The organism is Vicinamibacterales bacterium (assembly GCA_041659285.1).
Taxonomy (GTDB): domain Bacteria; phylum Acidobacteriota; class Vicinamibacteria; order Vicinamibacterales; family UBA2999; genus 12-FULL-67-14b.
Map to the genome: position 1 here is coordinate 274063 of JBAZYO010000004.1, position 22059 is coordinate 296121.

The following is a 22059-nucleotide window of genomic DNA, read 5'->3' on the forward strand; positions in this document are numbered from 1 at the left end:
CGTCGTTCCCCTTACCGCGACCGATGCCTAGGGCGCCGGCGGGCACACCCGCCGCCGCTGCACGACGTCGACAATCGGCAACGGCGTGATCGAGCTGGCCCGGCAGGTCGCCTCGATCCAGTCGATCACGGCGCACGTGATTCGCACGCCGGTGTTGGCGACGGCTCCGCCCTGGATGTGCACGCCCAGCAGCAGGCGGATGTTGTCGTTGCCCAAGAGCCACAGCGGGCTGCCGCTCTGACCCGCCGTGGTGTCAATCCGGTAGGTGAGGTGCGTCGGCGTCACGTCGGTGAGGCGCAGCCGGTCGGTGTGCCGCCACATCGATCCCGGAATGGGCGCGGTGGCGGGCGGCGGGATGACGCCAGGATACCCGGCGATCGTGAGCAAGGTGGCCGTGTTGAGGTCACCGCGCGGCTGCAGCATCATGAACCGGGTCGGCCGCGTGAACGCCGCCGGCAGGATCACGAGCGCGAGATCGAGGGTCGGATGGAAGTGGAAGACGGTGCTGGCCTGGCTTCCCGGGTTGGCGGGCCGCTGCTCGGCAGCCGTCGCCGCCGGGAAGTTGGCCCCGGGTGTCACGGTGACGGACGCCGCGCCCCGCGGCACGTGGCCGGCGGTCAGGACCACGCGCGGCGTGATCAACGTGCCGCTGCCGTGCCCTGAGCCCACGTCGATGTGGCAAATCGTGTTGAACGGAAAGAGCGTTGTCGACGGATTGGTGGCGCGCGCCAGCACCTGCACGCGATCGTCGGTGCCCTGTGGCGATTCCTGCAGATCGTCAACGGCCTCGCCGTAGTCGATCGCTTCGCCGTGGCCCAGCGCCTCGCCGTAGCCCCGGCGGCGGCGGCGCTGGCGGCTGCGCCACATCGGATCCCGGGCGCCGAACAAGTCGCGCTCAAACAGATCTGCTTCGTTCATGCGGCCAAACGACTGGTTCTGCCGACGCAGTGGCTGGTGTTCCATGGCGGTTCCCCTGAAGCTGGTGGCTCGGTTGGCGATCGGTGGATCGCGTGCCTGCGCGCCACGATACGGCCTGCCAGCCGCGGTGTCTGTACGGCGCGGTACGAAGCGGCCATGGTCCGCCTAAAGGCGGACGCGACATCGGCGTCTAATGTGGCGTCCGGCTTTAGCCGAACCATCACCGCCGTAATGCGTGCCGGTCAATGTGCGCCGCCGTGCTGTTCCGCGGCGACGATCGCGTAGCACTCGCACACCGACGCCTCCAGGCCGCGCCGGCTGAGGATGCTGATGTGCCCGCGCGCGTAGCGAATGAGCCCGCGATCCTGCAACCGGCCGGCAGCCACCGTCACGCTCTCCCGGCGCCCGCCCAGCATGTGCGACATCAGTTCCTGTGTCATGAACAGCTCGTTGACGCTCACCCGGTCGTGGCACATGAGCAACCAGCGACACAGCCGCTGCTCGACGGCGTGGAGGCGGTTGCAGATCGCCATTTGCGAGATCTGGGTGATGAGGACATGCGTATAGCGCAGCAAGGCCAGCTGCAGCGAGCCGCCGCGGGCGAACTCCTCGCGCAGCGCCGTGGCCGGCAGGCGATAGGCCAGGCCGCTGACCACCGCCTCGACGCGATGCGGCGTCGTGTCGGCGCCGAGGAACAGCGACACTCCCACCACGCCGTCGTGGCCGACCAGCCCCATTTCAACCGTCGCCCCGGTCTCGGTGGTGTGGAGCGACGAGACCACGGCGGTGGTCGGAAAGTAGCAGTGCGTGATCCGCGTGCCGGACTCATACAACACATCGCCGGCCGTGAGGGTGACGGGCTGCAGGATCGCCAGGAGCCGTGCGCGATCCGGATCAGCCAATTCGCGGATCACCCGGTTGCACTCGCGTCCCTCAGGCTGCGGGTGCTGGGGCGGGACACGTCGCGCCACCGGCGCCGGCGCATATGAGCTCAGTGCGTGCGAAGTGTTCATGTTGTCCGCCCATTCTTCTTCTGTGCACTGCGCCGCACCGGTCGCACGCGGTCAATCGCGACAACACAGTGTGGCCGCAGCCGCGCCACCTTGATCGCGTGGTGTGGCTCGCGGCATGGCTGGCACGTCCGGCATCGCCCGTCCACAGCAAGAGCGCTGCCGTCGGCGCGTTCGCGCTTAGCAGACACTCCAACCAATTCGTCTCATGGGGGTTCGGGCATCTGCGCCCTCCGCCGCCTCAGCCACAAGGGACGATGCAGCGGCGTGCCGACCGGCAATCTTCTTCCGGCACGTTCCTGCGCGGTGAGGCGACGTGGGGCCGGTGGAGACGATCGTTCAGGCGGTGAGGCGATGCTTGCGCATCTTGTTGAAGATGCTTCGCGGGCTGATGCCGAGCAGGCGGGCGGCGCGCGCCCGGTTGCCGTGCGAGGCATCCAGCGCCGCCGCCACCATCGTCTGCTCGCAGAGAGCCAGCGCGCGGCGCAACTTCCATCCGGCGGCGCCAAGCGCGGCCTCGTTGTCGAGCCACGTTGCCGCCGGCTCCAACGCCCGCTGATCGCTGGCGCCAACCGGGACCAGCGCGGTCGAGGACGAGACTGGCGCCGGCAGGGTGACCGGCGTCCTCTGCGCGAGTTCGAACCATAGCTCCGGCGGCAGGTCCGACAAGGTCAGCGGCTGATGGGCGCGCCGGTTGACGATGGCGCGGCGCACGACGTTCTCGAGCTGCCGCACATTGCCTGGCAACTCCGCGCCCGAGAGTGCTTCAAGGAAGCCCCGCGTCGGTGCCGACACCTGGCGCCCGGCGCCGGGGTCGGCGTAGCGCGCGAGGAAATGGGTGATGAGCGGCGCGATGTCTTCGGGCCGCTCGCGCAGCGGCGGGATCTTCACCGACAGGGCGTTGAGCCGGTGAAACAGATCGGCGCGGAACAGGTGGGCGGCCACCATGGCTTCGAGGTCGCGGTTGGTGGCGGCAATCACGCGCACGTCCACCGGCACCTCGTGATCCTCGCCCAGCGTGAGCAGCCGCCGCTCCTGCAGGACGCGCAACAGCTTGGCCTGCAGCGCGACGTCGAGGTCGCCGATTTCGTCGAGGAAGAGCACCCCGCCGCGCGCCGCCCGCACCAGGCCCTGGCGATCGTGATCGGCGCCGGTGAAGGCGCCCCGGCGATGGCCGAAGAGTTCGCTCTCCGCCAGTCCGGCGCTGATCGCGGCGCAGTTCACGGGCACGAACGGACCCGCGCTCCGGCGCGGGTCGCGCGCATGAATCGCCCTCGCCACCAGTTCCTTGCCGGTGCCGGTCTCGCCGGCCACCAGCACCGGAATGTCGCTCAGCGCGCTCACCCGCTTCACCCATCGGAACACGGTGATCATGCGGGCGCTGGCGCCGACGACGCCACTCGCCAGCATCTCGCGCTGGAGGCGCTGCTCCTCATCGAATCGTTCGGCCTCGCTGCTGCACCACTGCTCGACGCTGTCGCGGATCTCGGTGGCAAACGAAGCAGCCGTGCTGTCGATCAAGCACGACGCGCCGGCCAGCAGCAGCCGGCAATGCGCGCCCAGCGGCCATCCGCTCGCGCCATCGCCGTAGCACAGCACCGTGAATCCGCGAGCGGTGAGGGTGGCGATCGTGTCCAGCGCGGCTGACCCGGCGTCAGGCGGATCGACACCGACCAGCGCAATGCCGATGTCGCTCGCGCGACCGACCGGCGAGAGATGCTGAAGATCAACGATGTGTTCTGGACGCGGGCGGATGCCATCGATCGCGGCGTCGAGCCGCTGCCGGCGATCTGCCGATCCGTCGAGCGCGAGGATGCGCCCCACGCCGCCGTGGCCCGAAGTGATCCCGCCGTGTTGCGCACCGGTGTGTGGGGACACCGGCCCTGCCCCGTCGCTTGCACGCGTTGCCATGAAACCTCATTCAGCCGGCGCACAGACGCCGCGCTGCGTCGTGAGAAACGGGGGAGGCCCTCACGAGCGAGTTCATGATCTACGCCCTTCTCAGTTCGTGGGTCAAGGGGAAAGCGGGGTGTGTACGCTCGCGCACAGACGCCACTCGGCTTTGCCTTCCATACTGCGCGCGTTGAGTGTGCAAAATGGGTTTCTTCGAATTCGAAGACGTGTGGCTTGAGGCCGCGGGCGCATCGAGCGCTCGCTTGGCAGGCAGCGGCGCGCGGCCCGCAGGCGGCGGCAGTGCCGGAGGTCGCGCTCCCGCGGCACGACCGCGGCAGTCCGGTGGCACGACAGCGACCACCTCGCGGCCTTCCGCTCAGGGCGGTGCGGCCGCCGGAAGGCCGCAGGCCCAGTCGCATCAACCGGCGCGTCCGCAACCGGCGCGGCCGCAAGCAACCACAGGGACGCGGCCGCGGACCACGCCCTCAACGCGGCCGCAGACGCCTGCGCGTCCGCCGTCTGCCGGCGCCAGGCCGGCGGCCGACCGTCCGGCGAGCCAGGGCTTCAATCTCGATCGCTTCATGTCGTCGGTCCAGCAGGGCGCATCGATGTTTCAGCAGGGCTGGGATTTCGTGCAACAGGTGCCGCGATTCGCACAGCAGTTCTCCGGACAGGGTCAGCAGCCTGCCGCGTTCGCGCCGACGCCTCAGGCCCCATTTGCCGGCGACGCACCGGTTCCGGCGGCCGGCGGCCCCATGACGTTCCCAACTTACCCGCCGACGCCGTCGGCGGATGCGCCCGCGGCACCGGCCGCCGTGTCACCGGCAGCTGACGCCGGACAGATCGATCAGTTGCTGCAGGCGCTTCGCCAGCGGAACATCCCGCCGCTGCCCGGCCCTTACGGTCCGCCTCCCACGGCGCCGGCGGCGGCGCCCGGCGATCCGATGTCGATGCTCAGGCTGATCCTGAGCAATCCGCAGTTTCTCCAGGCGCTGCAGTCAACCTCCGCGCCGGTGGCGGCGCGCCCGGTCCAGTTGCCGGTGCCGGTACCCACCGCCCCGCAGCAGATGCAGCAGATGCCGATTCCACTCGGCGCCGTCCTGAACGCCATCGTCGCGCTCGCCGGCTCGTCGATGAGCAACTTGAGCGCCGGCGCGCGTGAAGACGAACCAGAAGTTCCGGCCTACCTCGTCGATGCCGACGGCCGCTTCATCGTCGACCCCGCCAATATGGATGACCGGGCGGCGCTCGTGACGCACCTGTTCCGGCTGAGTGCCGAAGCGCAGGGCGCCGGCGAGGGCTGGCTGGCGATGGAACAGGACGAGGCGATCGACGACAGCGTGGACGAAGGTGAGGCGACCGAGGGATGGGCGTAGACCCAGGCTTCCGAGAGAGAGGGCACGGTGAGTACAGACACGACAACCGCGATGCACGACGCGCTTCAGGCCGCCGTCAAGCACATGAACAACGGCAACGGCTCGCACGAGGTGAAGGCGCCACCGGTGGACACGATGGGCCTGCTCATGACCGTCGTGCCGAAGCTGCTGCAGGGCAGCGAGTCGAGCGGCGAGATGGTCGAGAAACTGGACGCGCTGCAGAAGGGCGACCTCCAGACCATGCGCGAGCAGGTGGGCCTGCTGCGCAAGCAGTGCCATCGCCTGCTCAAGTCGCAGGAACAGCTGCTGGCCCGCGTTGACGAGGTCCAGCAGCAACAGCTCGACGTCGGCCGCGCGGTGCTCGACCTGGCGCGGCAACTGGCCCGCCTCAGGTTCATCGAGGAGGGGCCTGACGAAATGGACGAGGACGACGACGAACCGGAGGCTCGATCCGCTGAGCGCTTCCGGCGGGACGATCAGGGAGCGGGTGGTAACGGGCAGAGACGAGGGTCGCGAGACACCGCAGCACAGTACGGCCCGAAGGGTCGACCGGGGAGGCAATGATGAGCACGGAAAACTTCGAGTACGACGAAGACGTGGAAAGCGGCGACGAGGGTTTTGAATCCTCCGACGAAGGCTTCGAATCGGATGAGGGCGTGGAGTCCTCGGACGAGTACGCCATGGAGTCGAGCGACGAGGGCGGCGAGAGCGACGAGAGCGACGAGTCGTTTGAAGCGGCCGAGTCCGACGAGGCGATCGACGAAAGCGACGAGTCCGACGAGGCGCTCGACGAGGCGGCGGTGAGCGCATCGGCCAGGCTCCAGATGCAGCAGGACCAGAACCGCCGCAGCGCGTGGGCGCGCAAGGTCGCGGGCGACCAGCGGGTCGAGGCGCGGCGGGCGGCGGCCACCCAGCGCACCATCACCAGCCGCATCAACGCCATTCCGACCGGGGTCAAGGCGCCGGGCCATACGCAAGTCGGGATGCTGCGCGGAGCGGGCGTGGTGACCGCGGTGCTCCCGAACGGCCGCCGCAGCCAGATGCGGATCATTCCCACGGTCGCGCCGATCACCGAGGTCAACCGGCTGCGGACGGTGATCATGGCCAACGAGCGGTCGACGGCCATGGCCACGGGGCGGAACTCGCGGGCGATCAGGGCCCTCGCGGCCACCCAGACGGCGGCGGTCAAGCGGCTCACGACCCAGCAGGTCAAGAGCGACAAGGACATCAGCAAGCGCCTGGTCGAAGGCGACAACCGCCTCGACATGCGCATCACCAAGGAGCTCGCCGGCGGCACCGGCGTGCTCGGCAAGCACAACAAGATGATGGCCCGGGCGATCAGGCGCGAGCGGAAGCGCACGCTGTGGAACAACATCCTGCTCGCCACCTCGGCGCCGTTCTTCGCGGCCTACGGCGAGAAGGGCGACCCGCTGGCCAAGAACAACCTGATCCTCACCGGATCGCTGGTCGGCTGGCTGTTCAGCGACGAGCTGCTCGGCTACGTCGCCGGCAAGTCTGGCGCGCTGAGAACCGGCGCCAATGTGCTGTCCTACGTGGCGCCGTTTGGCAACATGGCCACGGCCTACTACTTCCTGAACGGCAAGCAGCACGAGCGGTTCGTGGCTGGAACGAACGTGATTGCCGTCGGTCAGGCGGCGGTCAAGGTGAAGCTCGACTCCCAAGTCGGCAAGGATGCGCTCGAGCAGTTCAAGAAGGACGCGCACACCGTGGCGGCCACCACCGTGGGCGGCGACAAGGTCGCCGTGCAGGCCGCGATCGACGGTGACGGCACCCTGACGCTGACGCTGCCGGCGGTGGCCGTCGCCGCGACGCCCGTGGCGTGGATGGTCGATACGCGGAAGGCCCTGAACATCGCTGCGAGCGCGTGATCGCCGTCACCCGGTGACACGCGCGGGCCCCTGCCGTGCCAGGCGATCATCACGATTCGTTCGACGAGCGGCGCCCCCGCGGACTCTTCCGCGGGGCGCCGCATCGGGGCACGCGCACGCTGGCGGCCATCCTGCCAAACGGCCGCAGCCTCTGGCTCGAGGCCACGGCGCCGCTGGCACCGGCGGCCTCGCTCGGCAACACGGCGCGGCTCGCCGAAGTCGCGGCGGCGCGGCAGCAGGCCGGCGCCGCGGCTGGCGGTCGGGCCATCAGGCGCCTGGTGGGCTCCGTCGAGATCCTCACGGCTCGCCTGTCCGCCCGCCGGGTCGAGCGCGCGAAGGCGTTGCGGCGCCGCCTGGTGAAGGGCGACGCGGTGGTCGATCGCCGGCTGGCCAAGGCCGTCGCCGACTTTCGCACTCGCGTCGCGCGGCAGATTCGCATCGATCGCGAGTCGCTCGCGCGCCTGCGGCGCCGCGACTGGTGCGACAAGGCGGTGATCATCTCGTCGTGGCCGTTGTTTGCCGCCTACGGACAGCGCGGCCGGCCGTTCGGCGCCAACAACGTCGCGCTCACCCTGGCGCTCCTGACCTGGCTGGCCGGCGACGAAGTGGTGGCGGCGCTGTTCGGGAAGAAGCAGGAATCAACGTACCCCGTTCGCGACGCCGACGTGTGGTCCTACGTGGCGCCGTTTGCCAACCTGCTGGCCGGATGGTGGCTCATGAACGATCTGCAACACGAGCGCTTCGTGGCGGGCATGGCCAGCGGCTTCGTGCTGGTGGAGGAGGCGGCTGGTGCGCCCCCGGGCGAGCGCCACTACGAGCACGCCACCATCGTCGACCTGTCGCGGACCATCGCACCGGGCCACATCAACGACTTCCGCTCCTTTGTCGATGTGCCGGTTGTCGCCACTGTCAGCAGGGTCGAGTTCTCGGCGGCCGGCACGGCGCTCGCGGCGCGCCTGTCGGCGCCGTCGGCGACGGTCGTAGGGGGCGTGGTGATGGTGACGGTGATGGTGATCACCAACGGCCCGGTGGCGGCGAACCAGAAGTTGATCGACGCGCTGGATGTCGCGTGGATCGTCGACACCGCCGAGCCGCGCGCGGTGGGTTGAGGGCGTCATGCAAACGGCATATCTGGATTCAGAATCTCTCGCGCGATTGCGCGAATCGGTGGCGCAGACCCGACAGCGGGTGGCGGAACGCGGGAACCGTCGCGACGAGGATGCGCTGCTGGCGGAACCGATTGCCGTCGCCGCCGACGACACGCCGTCGGCGCGACAGCGGGCACGGCAACTCGACACCCTCCGCCAGGCGCACGTCGAGCTGGCGCACAAGGTCAGCCAATTGGAGGAGCGGGCCGGCGGCGAGTCGTTCGAGGTGCTCAAGCACCTCTCCAGTCTCGAAGGCCGCGTGCAGGAGCTCGCCGTCCAGAACCAGGCGTCGAGCGCCGCCGATTCCGCCACCCGGACCAGCCTCGCGCAACAGGCCAAGGCCCAGCGCGCGCTCGAGACCATGCAGACCATCCAGGCCGCCGTCGGCGTGGCGAGCACGCTGCAAAGCACCGCGTACGGACAGCGCGGCAGCCTGCTGTCGGCCAACAACCTGCTCCTGGCCGGCAATCAGCTGTTGTGGACTTACATCGACCCGATCGCGAAATTCCTGGAACTCCCGGTTGGGCCGGCACCGAGCCCATTGGCCTACTGCGCGCCGCTCTTGAGCCTGGTCACGGCGCGCGTGGTGCTTGGTGATCGGCAGCATGTCCGCTTCATCACCGGGATCACCGAGTTCGGCCCCGGTGAGGACGTGCGGCTCGACCTCAGGAGCCGCATCGCCGACCGGCTGTGGCCCGAGTTCCAGCAGCGGGCCGATGTGACGGTGACGGCGCAGCCGCTCGGGCCACGCCGCAACTTGTCCGTGTTCGCCGAGGTGCGGCACGGTACCCTTCGGCTCAACGCGGCGACTCGCGATCGCGCCAAGCTGCAGGGACTGCGCGTGGCGTGGATCGTGGACACGGGTGAGGACGTTGGCTGAGAACCCGGTGCGCCGGTTCGCCCGCCTGCTGGGCGGCGTGGTGCTGATGCAGGGCCGCCTCGGCCACCAGGTGCTCGGCCAGTTGCTGGTGGCCGACGCGGGCGACGCGGTGCTGGCCGGCGCGATGATGGTGATCACGGGCACGGCGCGCCAGCGCAACATCGTCGCCCAGGCGGCCGTGCGCACGGCGGCGCCGACGCTGGCGGCCCAGTGGTTTCTGCGCTCGAAGGCGCTGCACATCCAGCGGCGAGAAGCCGGGCTCGCCAGCCGAGAGCTCAAGCAGCAGCGGATCGAGCTGCTCAAGGCCGTCATTCAACACCGCGCCGGGCGCCGCCTCGCGGCCCTCGAAGACGGCACCGGTATCGTCGTGCTGACGCCGCCGCCGGTGCAGGTACATGTGGAGCCGCCGGACGTGACCACGCTACGCAAGAGCCACCAGCGGTGGCGCGCGCGAGCGAAGCGCCTGTCGTCCGAGTTGCGGGCCCGCGCCGCCCTCCCTGCCATCCCTGCGGCGCCGGCGGCCGCCCCTCGCCCTCGGCACGCAGCGAAGCGCGCGGCGGCTCCGCCGCCGCCGAAGCCGGTCCCACGGCCGCGATCGAAGCCGGCGAAGAAGAAGCCGGCGGCGAAGAAAGTGGCGGCACACCGGGCGAAGAAGCGCCGCCGGAAGCGCTGATCGACCGGTTCAAGGCGAACGGCTACTGCCCTCCCACGGCCGCGCGGTGCCGTTCGATGATGTCGCGCGCGCGGTTCATGTCCACCGACACGCTGCTGCGGCGGGCAAACTCCGAACGATCGCCGCAGGCCAGATCGGGATGGGCGTCTTTGCGCCGCTGGCGCCAGACCGCGCGGATGTCGTGGGCGCTCATGTCCGGCGTGACGCCCAGGGTCCGGTAGGCCCAGGCGATGTCGCCGGATTCCTCCGGCGCCGGGCGCCGGGCCCGGCGGCCGCCGGTGATCGCCTTGTGAAAACGCTCGGCCACGCGATCGGCGGTCACCTCGTCGGCCGCCAGTTGCAGCGATCGACCGAGGTAGCTGATGTCGCGGATGACGCCCGACACCACGGCCCCGAACCAGGCGCTCCTGGCAATGGCCTCGACGTCGGCGAAGGTCGGCAGGCCCGCTTCCCACGCAATCATTTCACCGCGCTGAAAGAGGCAATAGCCGGGCAGCACCCCGAGTGCGCCGGGAGCCCCGCACTGCACCAGGCCGTGGTGGATTGCACTCAGCGCCGGCCCGCCGGCCAGGATCAGGTTCCGGAAATCCATCGTGCCCAGCGTCACTCCGGGATGCGCCTCGCGCAACCGATCGCCCAGCGGCCGGCTGAACGTGTGCATCGGATGCACCGACACCAGCAGCGCCGCGCAGGGCGCCCCGTTGATGAACTCGAAGAAGTTCGCCGCCTCCACGGCGATCGGCTCGCCCATGCCGGTCCTACTTCTTGCGAGCGCGGAGATCGAACACGATGACCAGATCGTCCAGCACGTCGGGCACCTTCGCGCCCTCGGCGCCGACCGCCAGCTTCCACGGGCCGGGCGGGCCGGACACTTCGGCCGTCGCGCGCAGCATTCGCGCGCGCGGCCACGGCGCCGCCCATCCGGAGACCGCCGCGCCCGATCCCTTCGGCGGATCAATCCGCACGCGCAGCGCCTCGGGACGCAGCCCGTCGCCGGCGAGCGCGAACAGGGCGGCCCGCTCGATCCGCAGGTCGAGGCCGCGATAGCGGCCCGAGAAGCGGTCGGCGCCAAGCGCCAGCGGCGCCTCGACGTCCTGTCCTGCGGCGGCGTCCTGCAACTGCTTCCACACCAGCGGGAAGTCGCGTTTGAGACTCACGAACTGGCGCGGCTCTGGCGTGATGCCGCCACGCGCCAGTCCCTTTTCACGTTCGGCGCGCGCCGCCGCTTCGAGGGCGGCGCCGCCGGTGCGGGCGGTGTAGGCGAGCGTGAGTACCAGGTCGGTCAACTGCGCCAGGTCCAGGGCGTTGTCGGCCTGCGGCAGGTCAATGCGCCAGGTCGAGACGGCGCCGGCGCCCTCGAACGGCAACAGCCGCTCATCGTCGAACCGCAGGTGGAAGACGCCGGCGTCGCCATCGGGGCGGCTGGTGGCGACGGCGTGAATCGGGATCGGATTGACGGTGAACCGTGAGTCCTCGCCGTCGGCCGATCGGGCGTAGGCGCCGCTGGCGTTCGCCGACGTGCGCACGCGGCTCTCGAGCAGCGTCAGCGTGCAGTTGACGTTGCGCTGCGGGGCCACCGCGCCGGTCATGGTCAGGCTGACCGTTTTGAGACGCCGGAAGTAGTGCCCCGGAAAGTCGCCGTCGAGCAGCGCCTCGCTCGCTTCGATCTGGCAGCGGCCGGTCGCGAGCAGCTCGAGGAAGGCCGCGGGGTAATCGTCGCGGAGCGAAATGTGACGGGTGATCTCGAGTGCCCGGCGATCGCCCTCGATGTGGGCCGCCTCCATGCGCCGGAGGTCCACCAGCAGCCGCTCGCCCGCGAACAGGCCCTTCTTGAGGCTGTCCCAATAGGAGAACTCGATGAACGACGACGACTGGTCGCCGCGGTCGAAGCGGAAGGCCCGCTCGGCGTGCTGGGCGGCGTCGAAGGCCACCTTGTAGCCCTGGAAGTAGACGCCGGACAACTGCCCCAGCATCCATCCGTAGAGCTGCTGGTTGGTGTACTTGTCGCGCAAGTAGGTTTGCACCTTGCGCGAGTTGTCCACCTCGAGATCGTGCCGCCGGAGATCGGCCGAGGCGATCTCGAGCGTCAGTTGCGTCTCGGCCACCTTCTTGTCGATGCGCCCCTTCTCCTTCTGCAGCAGCTCGAGCTCGTGCTGCCACTCCTCGCGACGCCGCTGGTACTCGGCCTGCGCCGCCGCCAGGTCGGCCTCGGTCTCGTTCTTGCTCATCACCTTCTGCAGGCTCGCGGCAAACGCTTCGGCAATGTCGCCAAACATCTGGCCGCCGAGCTGAAGGGTCACGAACGGCGAACTGAAGCCGCCGGCGGCGCCGGTCTGGAATTCCGGAATCGCGTGCATCACCTTGGCGACGAGGTCAACGCCTTCGGCCACCCCGGAGATCACTTGCGCCGCGGAGAGCGACTTCTGCGACGCCAGCTCCTGCGGGTTCATCAACTGCGTCAACTGCGTGTTGAGGTGCTGCATCTGCATGTCGAGGTGTTCGCGCTGCAGCCCGAGTTCGGCGAGGGCCTCTTCCACCTGGCGCACCTGCTTCTTGCGCACGTCGCGCAAGGCGTCGAGCAGGGCCACCTCGTTGGACGCGCGCAGCGACGCCAGGCCTTCGGCATCGCGGCTTTCCAGCACCTTCAGGGTCATCGCGCCGAAGCTGCGGATTTCCTCGGCCAGCCGCACGGCGCGCGCCAGCAGGAACCGGAACCGGTAGTGCGGCGGCGGCGCGTTGAGGCTGGCGACGACGCTGCCCAGATCGACGCCGGCGGCGGCGGCGCGCACCAGCAGACCCGGGTCAATCGGCGGCTCGAACAGGGGCAGCTGGCGAACGATCCCCTGGATGTTCATGCAGTTGCGGATCTTGAAGAGGCGATCGGCGACCGTGTCCCAGTACTTGTCGAGCTGCGGGTTGGGCGGCGTGCAGAAGTACTGCGTCGCCATGCTGAGCACCGACGAGACGCCGCTGGTGTCGGGGCGGGCGTTGATTCGGAACGGCCGCCGCACCTGCAGGTTTTCCATCCGCACTTCGACGTTCGAGAACAGGTTGAGATCGCGCCGCATCTGCTCGAATGTCATCGGCGCGCGCGTGACAATGGGCGGAATCTGCTCGGGCCGCGGGCCCAGGATGTTGGCCGCCAGGATGTAGATCTGCGTCGCTTCCTGGATCGACTCCATCGAGTCACGGCGGAACAGCTTGTCGCCCCACTCGATCAGGTTGTCGATGTACTTCATCAGCACCGCCTTCTGGTAGGCGGCGATGCGGAGCCGGGCGATCACGTGCGGCGAAAACGGCTTCTCCCACCACGCGAGGAGCTGCTCGCGGACCTGGCGCTGCTTGGCGATGGTGGCGGGATCGCTGCCTTCGTACGACGACAGCAGCTGCATCATCTCGCGCGCGCCCTCGTACTCGCTGTTGGTATGGAACGGCGCGAACCGCCAGTAGCGCCGCGGGCTGGGCGCCCGCGAGTCAGTGGTGGGGTCGAAGATGAAGTGGAACCAGCGCTGCGCCTCTTCGTGGCGGCCGTCCTTCGCCAGCCGCAGCGCCACCTGCAGCGGCGCGTGGAAGAACAACTCCCAGTTGTAGAGCGCGTAGGCATTCTCGTGATCGAAGTCGACGTCGAGGTGCGGGAGCTTCCCGGTATCGACGAGGGGGCCGAGGCCGTAGTGCTGCTGGAACCAGCTGCGGCCGCGGCGCTGCCACGTGCCGTCGGGCCCGCGCACGTGGTCGACGCCGGCCAGCGGCCGGGTGGTCGCGAGATCGAGCAGCCCGTCGATGCCTTTCGCTTTCAGCGTGCGGATGAAGTGGCACGTCTGCGGGTGTTCGAACGGCGTGAACTGCAATTTGTACTCGTGGTAGCCGGGCTGCACCCTGGGACGCGACCGCAGCCGCGCGACAGGTGCCGGCCTGGCCGGAGCCCTGCGCGCGGGCGCCGCCGGACGCCGGCCAGGTCGCGGCGGCGCGGGCTTCTGCCGGCGGCGCCTTGGCCGTGCCTCGGCGGCGTCATCCGGATGCCACGCCTCGTCCTGATCCGCGTCCCACATGTCCTGAGCTTCGAGGTCGAGCACCGGCAGCTGCTCGTCGAAGCCTTCGTCAAACGCTTCGCGACGGCCCCGCCCGCCGCGCCTGGCCCGAACCGGCGCCCGCCGCCCGGGTCGAACCACCTTGCCGAGACCGAAGCGGCGCGCAAACAGCGGCGCCGCCACCGGCGTGGGAGGCGTCCAGTGCGCGTAGACCGGCCTGACGAAGTAGCTCCGGAACCGGTCCTGGAAGAAGAAGGGGAACAGGCCGCGCTCATCCGGATTCGCGGGATTGGTGACCGGCACGATCCGCGTGCCGAGCGGATTGCGCGCCTGCGGGAGGGCGACCGCGGCGCCGCGCCGATCGGCAGTGGGGAGCGTCAGCAGCGCGCCGCCCGCGTGCCGCGCGCGCGCCAGGCCCATGCCCGACACCTGGTACCCGGCAGGGGCGTTCATCATGCCGCCCTGGGTGAGCCGGAACGGCTGCGATCGGCCGCTGCTGCGCACGTTGCCGAGCGTGGCGTCGATGTGGGCCTGGAAGATGCTCCGCTTCGGCTTGGTGTGGCGCGAGATCTTGGCGCGCCGCACGGCCTTGGCCTGATCCGGCACGAGCTCGCCATTGCAGCCGTTGAGAAAGAACGTGGCCACCGGCTCGACTTCCGCCGGCACCAGCACCAGGCGCTCGAGGCGCGCGCGTTCAACGGCGCGCGAGTAGAGATGCAGGCGCAGCTGCGGCAGCGCCCCCGGTCCGATCGAGGCGCGCAGCGTGTAGTCGGACGGCGTCAAGACGCGGCTGCCATCGAGGACCATCCGGTGCGTGACCTGGTCCGACCGATCCTTCTCGTAAGGCCGCACGGTCACGAAGGTCTGGTAGTCGACGACGCCCTGCGTGGACACACGCTTGCGTGACCAGCGGCCGCGGTCGTAGACCGTGTAGGCGAGCTGGATCTCCCAGTCCTTTCCCACGGTCTGCGGGGCCCCTTTGCTCTCGCGGTCCATCGGCGGGAGGGGCTTGTTGACCTCGCGGAACAGCGTCCAGAACAGGTGCATGCGGCGGTTGAAGATCACCGGCACGAGATGCTCGCCTTCGATGTCGGCGTCGATCTTCTCCCAGGCGGTCCACTGCCGCCCGCGTTCGAGCCGGCGGTAGTACCACAAGTGCGGCGCGTTGAACGTGCGCGCGAACACGTGATAGGTGCCGTCGGGCCACGGCGAGCGCGGCGGTGGCGGCGGCGCGCCGAGCCCGGCCGGCGCCGGCCGCGTCACCATCCGGTGGGTGTCGCGTTCCTCGAACCACACGCCGCGGACGTCGAGCCGCGCGACTTCGTCGAGGCCCTCGAGGTAGTCGGCAAACGCCGCTTCGACGTTGTCGTTCTTGATCTCCTGCTGCAGGATGGTGGACTCGAGCGCCTGGAACAGCGGCGACTTGTCGTCGCGCAACTCGGGCTCGATCCAGTTCTCGGGATACAGGAACACCTTGCGGTTCGCTTCCCACACGCGGTAGTTCTTGAGCCACTTCCAGTCGGCGTCGGCGATCACGCGGGGCGGCACCTGCGGCTCGAGGTTCATCAGGCAGCGTTGAAAGAACGTCTGCACGGCGCCGGTGGCCTGGCGGATGCGCGACGTCAACATGCACGGGTTCATGTCAACGTCGATCAGGAAATACTCGAACAGCTGGTTGCGGTTGGTGATGCCGCGCGGCCGCAGTCTCGGCAGGAGGCACGCCACCAGCGCATCGCGGCGCTCGGCGCGCAGCGGGTCGTTCAGCGTCCGCGCCACCTCGAGCCAGCGGGTCTCGTCGTAACGGGACTTGACGGCCTGCACCACCGTGGCCGCGACATCGGCATCGGGCGCCGCGTTGGCCCACGCCTGGAGCGTGGCCGGCGCCACCGCGGTCCGGCGCTGAACGTCAACCGCGCGCGCCAGCCGCACCACCAGCGGCACTTCGCCGGGATCAACCGGCGGCCGCAGGCCGTGAGCCGGGTCGGCGGCGAAGCCGTCGGGGCCGACCAGCGCCTCGACCACGCCCCGATCCCACCCGCTGACGAGCACCAGCCGATCGAGGGCCTCGGACGCGTTAGCCGCGAGAAATACGTCGAACAGATCGGCGTTCGATCGCGGCAGCGTCTTGCGGACCGCGTAGATGGCGGCGAGCTGGCGCCAGCGCTGGAAGTGCGGCGCGGCGTCAGCCGCCGGCTCCATCGGCAGCCCGTCCAGGTTGAGAAACGCCGGCGCTCGAGACAGCCATTCGAGGTGCGCGTCGGTCGTCCCGAATCCCGACACGATCATCGCCGCCTTGTGCAGGCGGCGATAGCTCTGCTCGACCGGCGCGAACGACGACAGCCCGTTGGCGGGATAGAGCTGCGGGGTCGGCACCGGTTGCCTGGCCACCGGCCCGGTGCCCATTTGCAGGGCGAGCGTGGCCGGCGCCCCCTGGTTGCGGTATTCGAGCCGGATGGCGACGAGCTGTCGTGGATCGAGCGCCAGCGGCTCCGACACGTGCTCGACGGGCTTGCCGCCCGACTCGGGCTTGTCGATCACCACGCGTTCCTTCCCGTCGACGACCAGGCTCAGGCGCACGGCGCCGTCGGTCTGCAGGTAGAAGGTGTGAGCGCCCTTGGCGCGGGCCAGCAGATGGCCGGTCCACCGCGCGCTGAACTGGCGTCCCGGCACGCCGTCGGCCGGCGCGGCGCCCGCCCACGCGAAGGTCAGGCCCGGATCGATCCGCGTCACGACCGGGGTGCCCTGGAGATCGGGCGTGGCGAAATATTCGCCGGTCAGGCCGGTCCCGAGCATCGCCAGAAAATCGGCGAGCATCGGCTCACCCGGCGCGCGCCGCGATCGCATCACCTCGTCGAGCAGGCGGGCGGTGGCCGGCACGCTCATGCCCATCGTGTCGCTGAGGCTCTGCACCACCGCCCCGCGCACTTGCCGCGATCGCAGCCGCGGCAGCAGGTGTTCGAGCACGAAATGGATGTGCGCCTTCCAGCGCAGCTCCAGCGCCTCGCGCGCCAGGTCCGCGGGCGGCGGCTCGAGCAGCCGCGCCGCGGCCGCGGCCGGATCCGCGAAGATGCGCGCAAGGTGCCGATCGAAGAACGACCGGCGTCGAGCGGCGTCGAGCGGCGTGCGCGGGTCCAGCGCTTCGAGGGCGGGATCGAGCAGCGCCTGATCGAGCAGCATCGCCAGCTTCTGCCGCAGCGTCTCGGTCGAGACCTCGGCCGGAAGGCTGGTTTCCGCGAAGGCGTCAGCCAGGCCCTGTCGAATGCCGGCCAACACCGCGTCCACCTGCGCCGGCAGCGGGCCGGGATCACGCCTGGGTTCCCACTCGTGCCGGAACAGGTAGGCCAGGCGCTCGGGCGTGAAGTCGGTGGCCTGCACCTCGCGAACCAGGTCGATGAAGCGCGCCGTGGCCGCCGGATCGCCGGGTCGAAACGGATCGGCGTCGGCCGGCACCAGCCGCAGCAGCAGGTCGAGCGCGGGGATCCGCAATTGCAGCGACCGCGACAGCACGACCACGCGATAGATGGCCGAGAGGCCGGCGAGGTCGAGCCGCGGCTCGGTGCCGCGCCGGGCATGGAGCGCGCGAATCAGCGACAGCTCGTCGCTGGTAATGCGGAAGGCGGCGAGCAAGGCCGACGACACGGCGTCCAGCGACGGCCCGACCGTGGCCAGCTCCGTGCGGTCGGGGCGAAGCTGGAACGTCCGGGTGTCTTCCGTCCGCCACGCCACGGCTCGCGTGGTAAACAGCTTGTCGAATTGGCTGTTGGCGCCCCAGGCTTGGATGGGGGCCCACAAGACCAGCAGTTCCTCGACCGGCCGATCGAGCCGGGCCGCCACGTCTTTGATCGCGGCCAGCTTCGACAGCACCGCGGCATCGAGGTCGGCGGCCCCGATCGCGACGAGCGCGCGATCGAGCACGGGAAACGTCCAGCCCAGGCGCCGCTGAAGGCGGATGACCCGCACCATCCGCGACACCCGATCGGCATCGAGTCCGGTCAGGCGGATCTTTTCCGGGTCGCAGTCGGGCGCCGGCGACTCGAGGCGGAGCCGGTCGTCGCCGTTCACGAAGCGGGTGCTGACCAGATCGACCAGCCTCGCAAACGTCAGCCCGGTGGCATCAAGCATCACCGGCACGCGTGCCAGCACGTCCACGAAGGTCGCGCCTTCGACCTGCTCGGCGGCGAACCCCAGGTGCTTCCAGAGTTCGGCCGGAGGCGCGGCGACCAGCGCGAACTCCTCGGGCGACATCCCGAGCGATTCCCAGGTGACGGCGTCGCGCGCGGCGTCGCCGCGTCCGAGCGCCCGCATCAGTTCGAGCCGTGACACGCCAAGGTGGCCAAGATAGGCGCGGGCCAGCGCCAGCGGTTGGTGATACGGAAGCGCCAGCGGATGCACCGCCTGCTGCAGCTCGAGGTAGGCCGCCGCCGACAGGTTCTGCGGCACCGCGCGGAGCACGTCGCCCGGCGTCTTGCCGGTATCGAAGGCCGCGCTGCCGCCGGTGATCGCCGCCTCGAGCAGCTCGTTGACGAGGTCGATGTAGGGCAGCGCCGTCAGCGTGTTCTCGCAGGTCAGCGGCAGGTGCGCCAGGTCGGGACGCCGCGCCAGCAGCACGTCAAGGGGCGACCGTGGGCCTGGCGCGGAACTCGGGGAACCGGCCGCGGTCGCCGCCGCCGATCCGGCCGGCGCCAGCCGCTTCGCGATTTGATCCCGCCGATCGGGCGCGCTGACGTTCAGGTAGCGGAGCAGGTCCACGAAATACGCGGCCGGGCTGTAGACCGACCCGCAATGCTCGCACTCGCAGAAACCCGCCGGCGCCTGGAACAAATCGCGCGCGTCGGGCACGCCCTTGACGCCCATCACGAGCGGGGCGTGTTGCGTCGCCTGCAGCAGGCGGACCGACGCGAGCTTGCTGCCGGCCGCCGCCTGTTGCGCCTGAGCGTGCACGCGCGAGGCCTGGGCCCGGCCGCCGAGGGCTTCACCGTAGGCCTCGATGAAATGGCCGCGCGGCGTCGCCGCGATCTCCATCGCCGATCGCATCCCGGTGCCGACGAGCAGCGCCACCTCGTCGGCGCGATCGGCCACGCGGCTCACCCGCTCCACCGCTTCGATGTCTTCGATCGCCGCCTCGGCGTCGGCTTCGGTCAGGCCCTCCACGAGCGCGGGCTCCGCGGCCACGCGTTCGCGGATCGACCCGTGGTGGAAGTCGTGGGCGGTGGCGCGCGCGATCACCTGCCGGGCCGGAGCGCCAATGTCCTCCGAGTCCGCGAGTCGCTTGCGAATGAACGGGCTGGGAAAGGCCTCCTCGAGAGTGTCGAGGATGGCTTCGGCGCGGTCTTCGACCGCCTCCCCGTACTCGGCCTCGGCCTCGGCATCGGTCTCGCCATCGTTGGCATCGGACTCGAACGGCGCCGTGTCTTCGACCAGCTCGCACCAGTCGTCGAAGCTCAGCGCCGACAGGTCGTCGAGCGCCTGCCACTGCCCGTCGCGCCGCCGCTCGTGAAGCCGCCGGAGCAGCGCCGGATCCGCACCGACGAGTTCGCTCAGTCGTACCGCGATCTCGACATCGGGATCGAGCGCTTCGCCTGCCGCCTCGGCTGACTCGTCCGGCGGGCCCGAGATCTCCCAGGGAGGCCACCCGCCGACGCTCCGGTCCTGGTACCGGCGAAGCACCTGGGCGATCGACTCGCGGGGAATGTCGGCCGCGGCCAGGATGGCAGCGAGGTCCGACCCCTCCGAATCGTGTTCCGCTCCGATGGCGTGATCGATGATCGCGCTCGACAGCTGTTCGACTGTCGCCTCGATGGAACCCAGCGAACGGCCATCGATGATGCGATCGGCCACCGCCTCTTCGAGCGTGGTCCGCAGTTCGTGGCGTGGGGCGTCCAGCAGTTCCCCGAGTGACACGTCCATGCCGTTTCGCCCGAGGGCGTAGAACGCCTCCGCGGGCACGCCGGTGTCGCGCGCCAGCGCGCGCGACTGCTGCAGCAGCGCCAGGCGCTCGGCGTCCACGTCGAGCCACTCGGACACTTCGTCGATGACCGCGGATTCGGCGGCGTCGAGGCCGTCCACGCCGGCGGCCAGCGTGCTGGCGACGCGGCCCTCGAGAAGCGCGTACTCCGAAGGCTCCGCCGACCAGTCCCGCCGTGGACGCAGGTTGACGGCCGCTTGCGGTGGCGGCCCCAGCACCGGCGCCGACGTTGCCACCAGATCACCGTCCGGCGAGTAGAGCCGGACACTCAGGCTGGTATCACGCGGGGCATCGTCGAGCAGCGGTTGGTAGTCGGCCTGGTATCGTCCGCTGTCGTCAACCGCGGCTTCGCCGACCACCTGCTCGACGAGCGCGTGATCGCTGAGCGAGGTCAACACCACGCGGACGGTCGACCCCTCCTGCACGGTGCCTTTTACGCGCCCGCTGACCTGGTGGTGGCCCGGGCCGTCCTGATCGAGCCCGATCGCCGGCAGCGCGTCGTCCGGTCCGGTCGAGGTCGGCAAGTACAGCTCGAGGCGTTCAAACGGAACGCCGGCCAGCTCGCGCATTTCGCTCAGCAGCAGCTCGTCGCCGTCGCGCACGCGCACCTCGATGTCGCGCGGGGCGTCATCGCCAGGTCCGGCGCCGAGAATGAAGGGGACGTGAAAGGCGCCGGCGGCGTCGCTCTCGGTGGTGGCGACGAGTTCGTGGTGCCCGTTGGCGCGCCACAACTCGACGCGCAGGCCGCCGCGCCCGGTGCCGGTGTCGCTATCCGCGACGAACCCGCGAACAGTCTGCTCGCCGACGGGATTCATGGGTGTAGGGCCGCGGTGACATGACACTGAGGCCGGCACCCATGCTAGGCGTTGGGGTCAGCGGGGTCTGTACGGTAGGGCACGAAGAGCGAGCCACTCCGCCGCCCTACGGCCTATAATCAGTTCGAGTCCTGTCCACCATGACTGCTCGCTCTGCGCGGCGGTTGGCGGCTTGCCTGACGCTGGTCCTGGCGCCGACAAGTGGGCAGTCCCGCGCCCAGTCCCCCACGGAACCTCCCATCGTCTACTCCGCCGTCGTTGACGGCATCATCCACCCGGTCTCCGCGGAATACATGATCGACACCCTCGATCAGGCCGATCGCGCGGGGGCGGCGTTGGTGGTATTCACCCTGCGCACGCCAGGCGGGTTGCTCGAGTCCACACGGGCGATCGTCTCGCGAATGATGGCGGCCAAGACGCCGGTGGCGATCTTCGTCGGCCCCGCGGGCGCCCGCGCCGCCTCGGCGGGGTTCATCCTGACCATCGCCGCGGACGTCGCCGCCATGGCGCCCGGCACGCACATCGGCGCCGCCCATCCCGTCGAGGGCGGCGGAGAGAAGATGGACGAGACGATGGCGAAGAAGGCGACCGCGGACACCGCCGCCTACGCCCGCACGCTCGCCACCAGGCGCCACCGCAACGTCACCCTCGCCGGGGAGGCCGTGAGCGAGAGCCGCGCCTTCACCGAAGGCGAAGCGCTGGCCGCCGCGCCGCCGCTCATCGACCTGGTGGCGCCGGACATTCCCGACCTGCTGCGGCAGCTGGACGGCCGCACCGTCACCCGCTTCGACGGCGCGACGGTCGTGTTGAGGACCCGCGGCGCGCAGATCGTCGCGATCGACATGAGCCTGCGGCAGCGGGTCTTGAGCGCCGTCGCGCACCCGAACGTCGCCTATCTGCTGTTGAGCCTGGGGACGCTGGCCCTGACGATTGAGTTGTGGAGTCCGGGCGCGATTCTGCCCGGCGTCGTCGGAGGCGTCTCGCTGCTGCTGGCCTTCTTCGCGTTCTCGGTGCTGCCCATCAACGCCGCCGGGCTGCTGCTGATCCTGTTCGGACTGCTGCTGCTGGTCCTCGAGATCAAGGTGACCAGCTATGGCCTGCTGACGGTGGGCGGCGTGGTCAGCCTGATCTTCGGATCGATGATCCTGATGGATTCGTCGCTCCCGGAATTGCAGTTGAGCCTCCAGGTCGTGCTTCCTGTCGTGCTCGGGTTCGCGGCGGTCGCGCTGTTTCTCGTCAGGCTGGCCGTCGCCGCCCAGCGGCAGCTCCCGGTCACGGGCCAGGACGCCATGGTTGGGGAGCCCGGTGAGGCGCTGACCGCCCTTGCCCCCGAACGCGTCGGGCAGGTCGCGACGCACGGAGAAATCTGGAACGCGACCGCCGGTGAGTCGATCCCCGAGGGTGCGCGCGTGAGGGTGACCAGGGTCGACAGACTGACACTCGTGGTTCGCAGGGACTGAGGTC

12 protein-coding genes are annotated in these 22059 nt (G+C 69.9%); 7 read left to right on the plus strand and 5 right to left on the minus strand.

The window, feature by feature from the left end:
* Nucleotides 1–27: 27 nt before the first annotated feature.
* From WC815_08325 to WC815_08335, 3 genes are all read right to left on the minus strand, one after another.
* Nucleotides 28–963 carry a trypsin-like peptidase domain-containing protein gene (locus WC815_08325; protein MFA5908766.1) on the minus strand — a complete coding sequence of 312 codons (936 nt, stop codon included), beginning with the start codon at nucleotides 961–963 and terminating at the stop codon, nucleotides 28–30.
* 197 nt (nucleotides 964–1160) lie between these two features.
* Nucleotides 1161–1931: a Crp/Fnr family transcriptional regulator gene (locus WC815_08330; protein ID MFA5908767.1), complete on the minus strand. Its 771-nt coding sequence runs from the start codon at nucleotides 1929–1931 to the stop codon at nucleotides 1161–1163.
* A gap of 336 nt (nucleotides 1932–2267) precedes the next feature.
* Nucleotides 2268–3839 (minus strand): sigma 54-interacting transcriptional regulator, encoded by a 1572-nt coding sequence (locus WC815_08335; GenBank protein ID MFA5908768.1) that lies wholly within the window; start codon nucleotides 3837–3839, stop codon nucleotides 2268–2270.
* 563 nt (nucleotides 3840–4402) lie between these two features.
* On the opposite strand from WC815_08335, the gene WC815_08340 reads away from it, so the two are divergent.
* Genes WC815_08340 through WC815_08365 form a run of 6 tightly spaced genes read left to right on the plus strand, consistent with a single transcriptional unit; the run spans nucleotide 4403 to nucleotide 9787 of the window.
* The gene (locus tag WC815_08340; GenBank protein ID MFA5908769.1) at nucleotides 4403–5197 is read left to right on the plus strand and encodes a hypothetical protein; all 795 of its coding nucleotides are present in this window, start codon (nucleotides 4403–4405) and stop codon (nucleotides 5195–5197) included.
* 27 nt (nucleotides 5198–5224) lie between these two features.
* Nucleotides 5225–5761 carry a hypothetical protein gene (locus tag WC815_08345; protein MFA5908770.1) on the plus strand — a complete coding sequence of 179 codons (537 nt, stop codon included), beginning with the start codon at nucleotides 5225–5227 and terminating at the stop codon, nucleotides 5759–5761.
* On the plus strand, nucleotides 5758–7086 hold the full coding sequence (locus WC815_08350) for a hypothetical protein (GenBank protein ID MFA5908771.1): 1329 nt from the start codon (nucleotides 5758–5760) through the stop codon (nucleotides 7084–7086). Before WC815_08345 ends, WC815_08350 begins: the two co-directional genes overlap by 4 nt.
* A gap of 35 nt (nucleotides 7087–7121) precedes the next feature.
* A complete protein-coding gene (locus tag WC815_08355) occupies nucleotides 7122–8195 on the plus strand; it encodes a hypothetical protein (GenBank protein ID MFA5908772.1) in 1074 nt (357 codons plus the stop codon).
* A gap of 58 nt (nucleotides 8196–8253) precedes the next feature.
* Nucleotides 8254–9114, plus strand: a complete 861-nt coding sequence (locus tag WC815_08360; GenBank protein MFA5908773.1) for a hypothetical protein — start codon at nucleotides 8254–8256, stop codon at nucleotides 9112–9114.
* Nucleotides 9098–9787 carry a hypothetical protein gene (locus WC815_08365; GenBank protein ID MFA5908774.1) on the plus strand — a complete coding sequence of 230 codons (690 nt, stop codon included), beginning with the start codon at nucleotides 9098–9100 and terminating at the stop codon, nucleotides 9785–9787. Before WC815_08360 ends, WC815_08365 begins: the two co-directional genes overlap by 17 nt.
* 22 nt (nucleotides 9788–9809) lie before the next feature.
* On the opposite strand, the gene WC815_08370 is transcribed toward WC815_08365, so the two are convergent.
* On the minus strand, nucleotides 9810–10538 hold the full coding sequence (locus WC815_08370) for a hypothetical protein (GenBank protein MFA5908775.1): 729 nt from the start codon (nucleotides 10536–10538) through the stop codon (nucleotides 9810–9812).
* A gap of 7 nt (nucleotides 10539–10545) precedes the next feature.
* Nucleotides 10546–20595 carry a neuraminidase-like domain-containing protein gene (locus tag WC815_08375; protein ID MFA5908776.1) on the minus strand — a complete coding sequence of 3350 codons (10050 nt, stop codon included), beginning with the start codon at nucleotides 20593–20595 and terminating at the stop codon, nucleotides 10546–10548.
* Between the two features lie 140 nt (nucleotides 20596–20735).
* On the opposite strand from WC815_08375, the gene WC815_08380 reads away from it, so the two are divergent.
* The gene (locus WC815_08380; protein ID MFA5908777.1) at nucleotides 20736–22055 is read left to right on the plus strand and encodes a nodulation protein NfeD; all 1320 of its coding nucleotides are present in this window, start codon (nucleotides 20736–20738) and stop codon (nucleotides 22053–22055) included.
* Nucleotides 22056–22059 lie beyond the last annotated feature (4 nt).

What these genes read in the sequence shown, in the direction of transcription:
- WC815_08330 (MFA5908767.1), bottom strand. Translation starts at nt 1,931, where the DNA reads ATGAACACTTCGCACGCACTGAGCTCATATGCGCCGGCGCCGGTGGCG.
- WC815_08350 (MFA5908771.1), top strand. Translation starts at nt 5,758, where the DNA reads ATGATGAGCACGGAAAACTTCGAGTACGACGAAGACGTGGAAAGCGGC.
- WC815_08340 (MFA5908769.1), top strand. Translation starts at nt 4,403, where the DNA reads ATGTCGTCGGTCCAGCAGGGCGCATCGATGTTTCAGCAGGGCTGGGAT.
- WC815_08380 (MFA5908777.1), top strand. Translation starts at nt 20,736, where the DNA reads ATGACTGCTCGCTCTGCGCGGCGGTTGGCGGCTTGCCTGACGCTGGTC.
- WC815_08375 (MFA5908776.1), bottom strand. Translation starts at nt 20,595, where the DNA reads ATGAATCCCGTCGGCGAGCAGACTGTTCGCGGGTTCGTCGCGGATAGC.
- WC815_08370 (MFA5908775.1), bottom strand. Translation starts at nt 10,538, where the DNA reads ATGGGCGAGCCGATCGCCGTGGAGGCGGCGAACTTCTTCGAGTTCATC.
- WC815_08335 (MFA5908768.1), bottom strand. Translation starts at nt 3,839, where the DNA reads ATGGCAACGCGTGCAAGCGACGGGGCAGGGCCGGTGTCCCCACACACC.
- WC815_08325 (MFA5908766.1), bottom strand. Translation starts at nt 963, where the DNA reads ATGGAACACCAGCCACTGCGTCGGCAGAACCAGTCGTTTGGCCGCATG.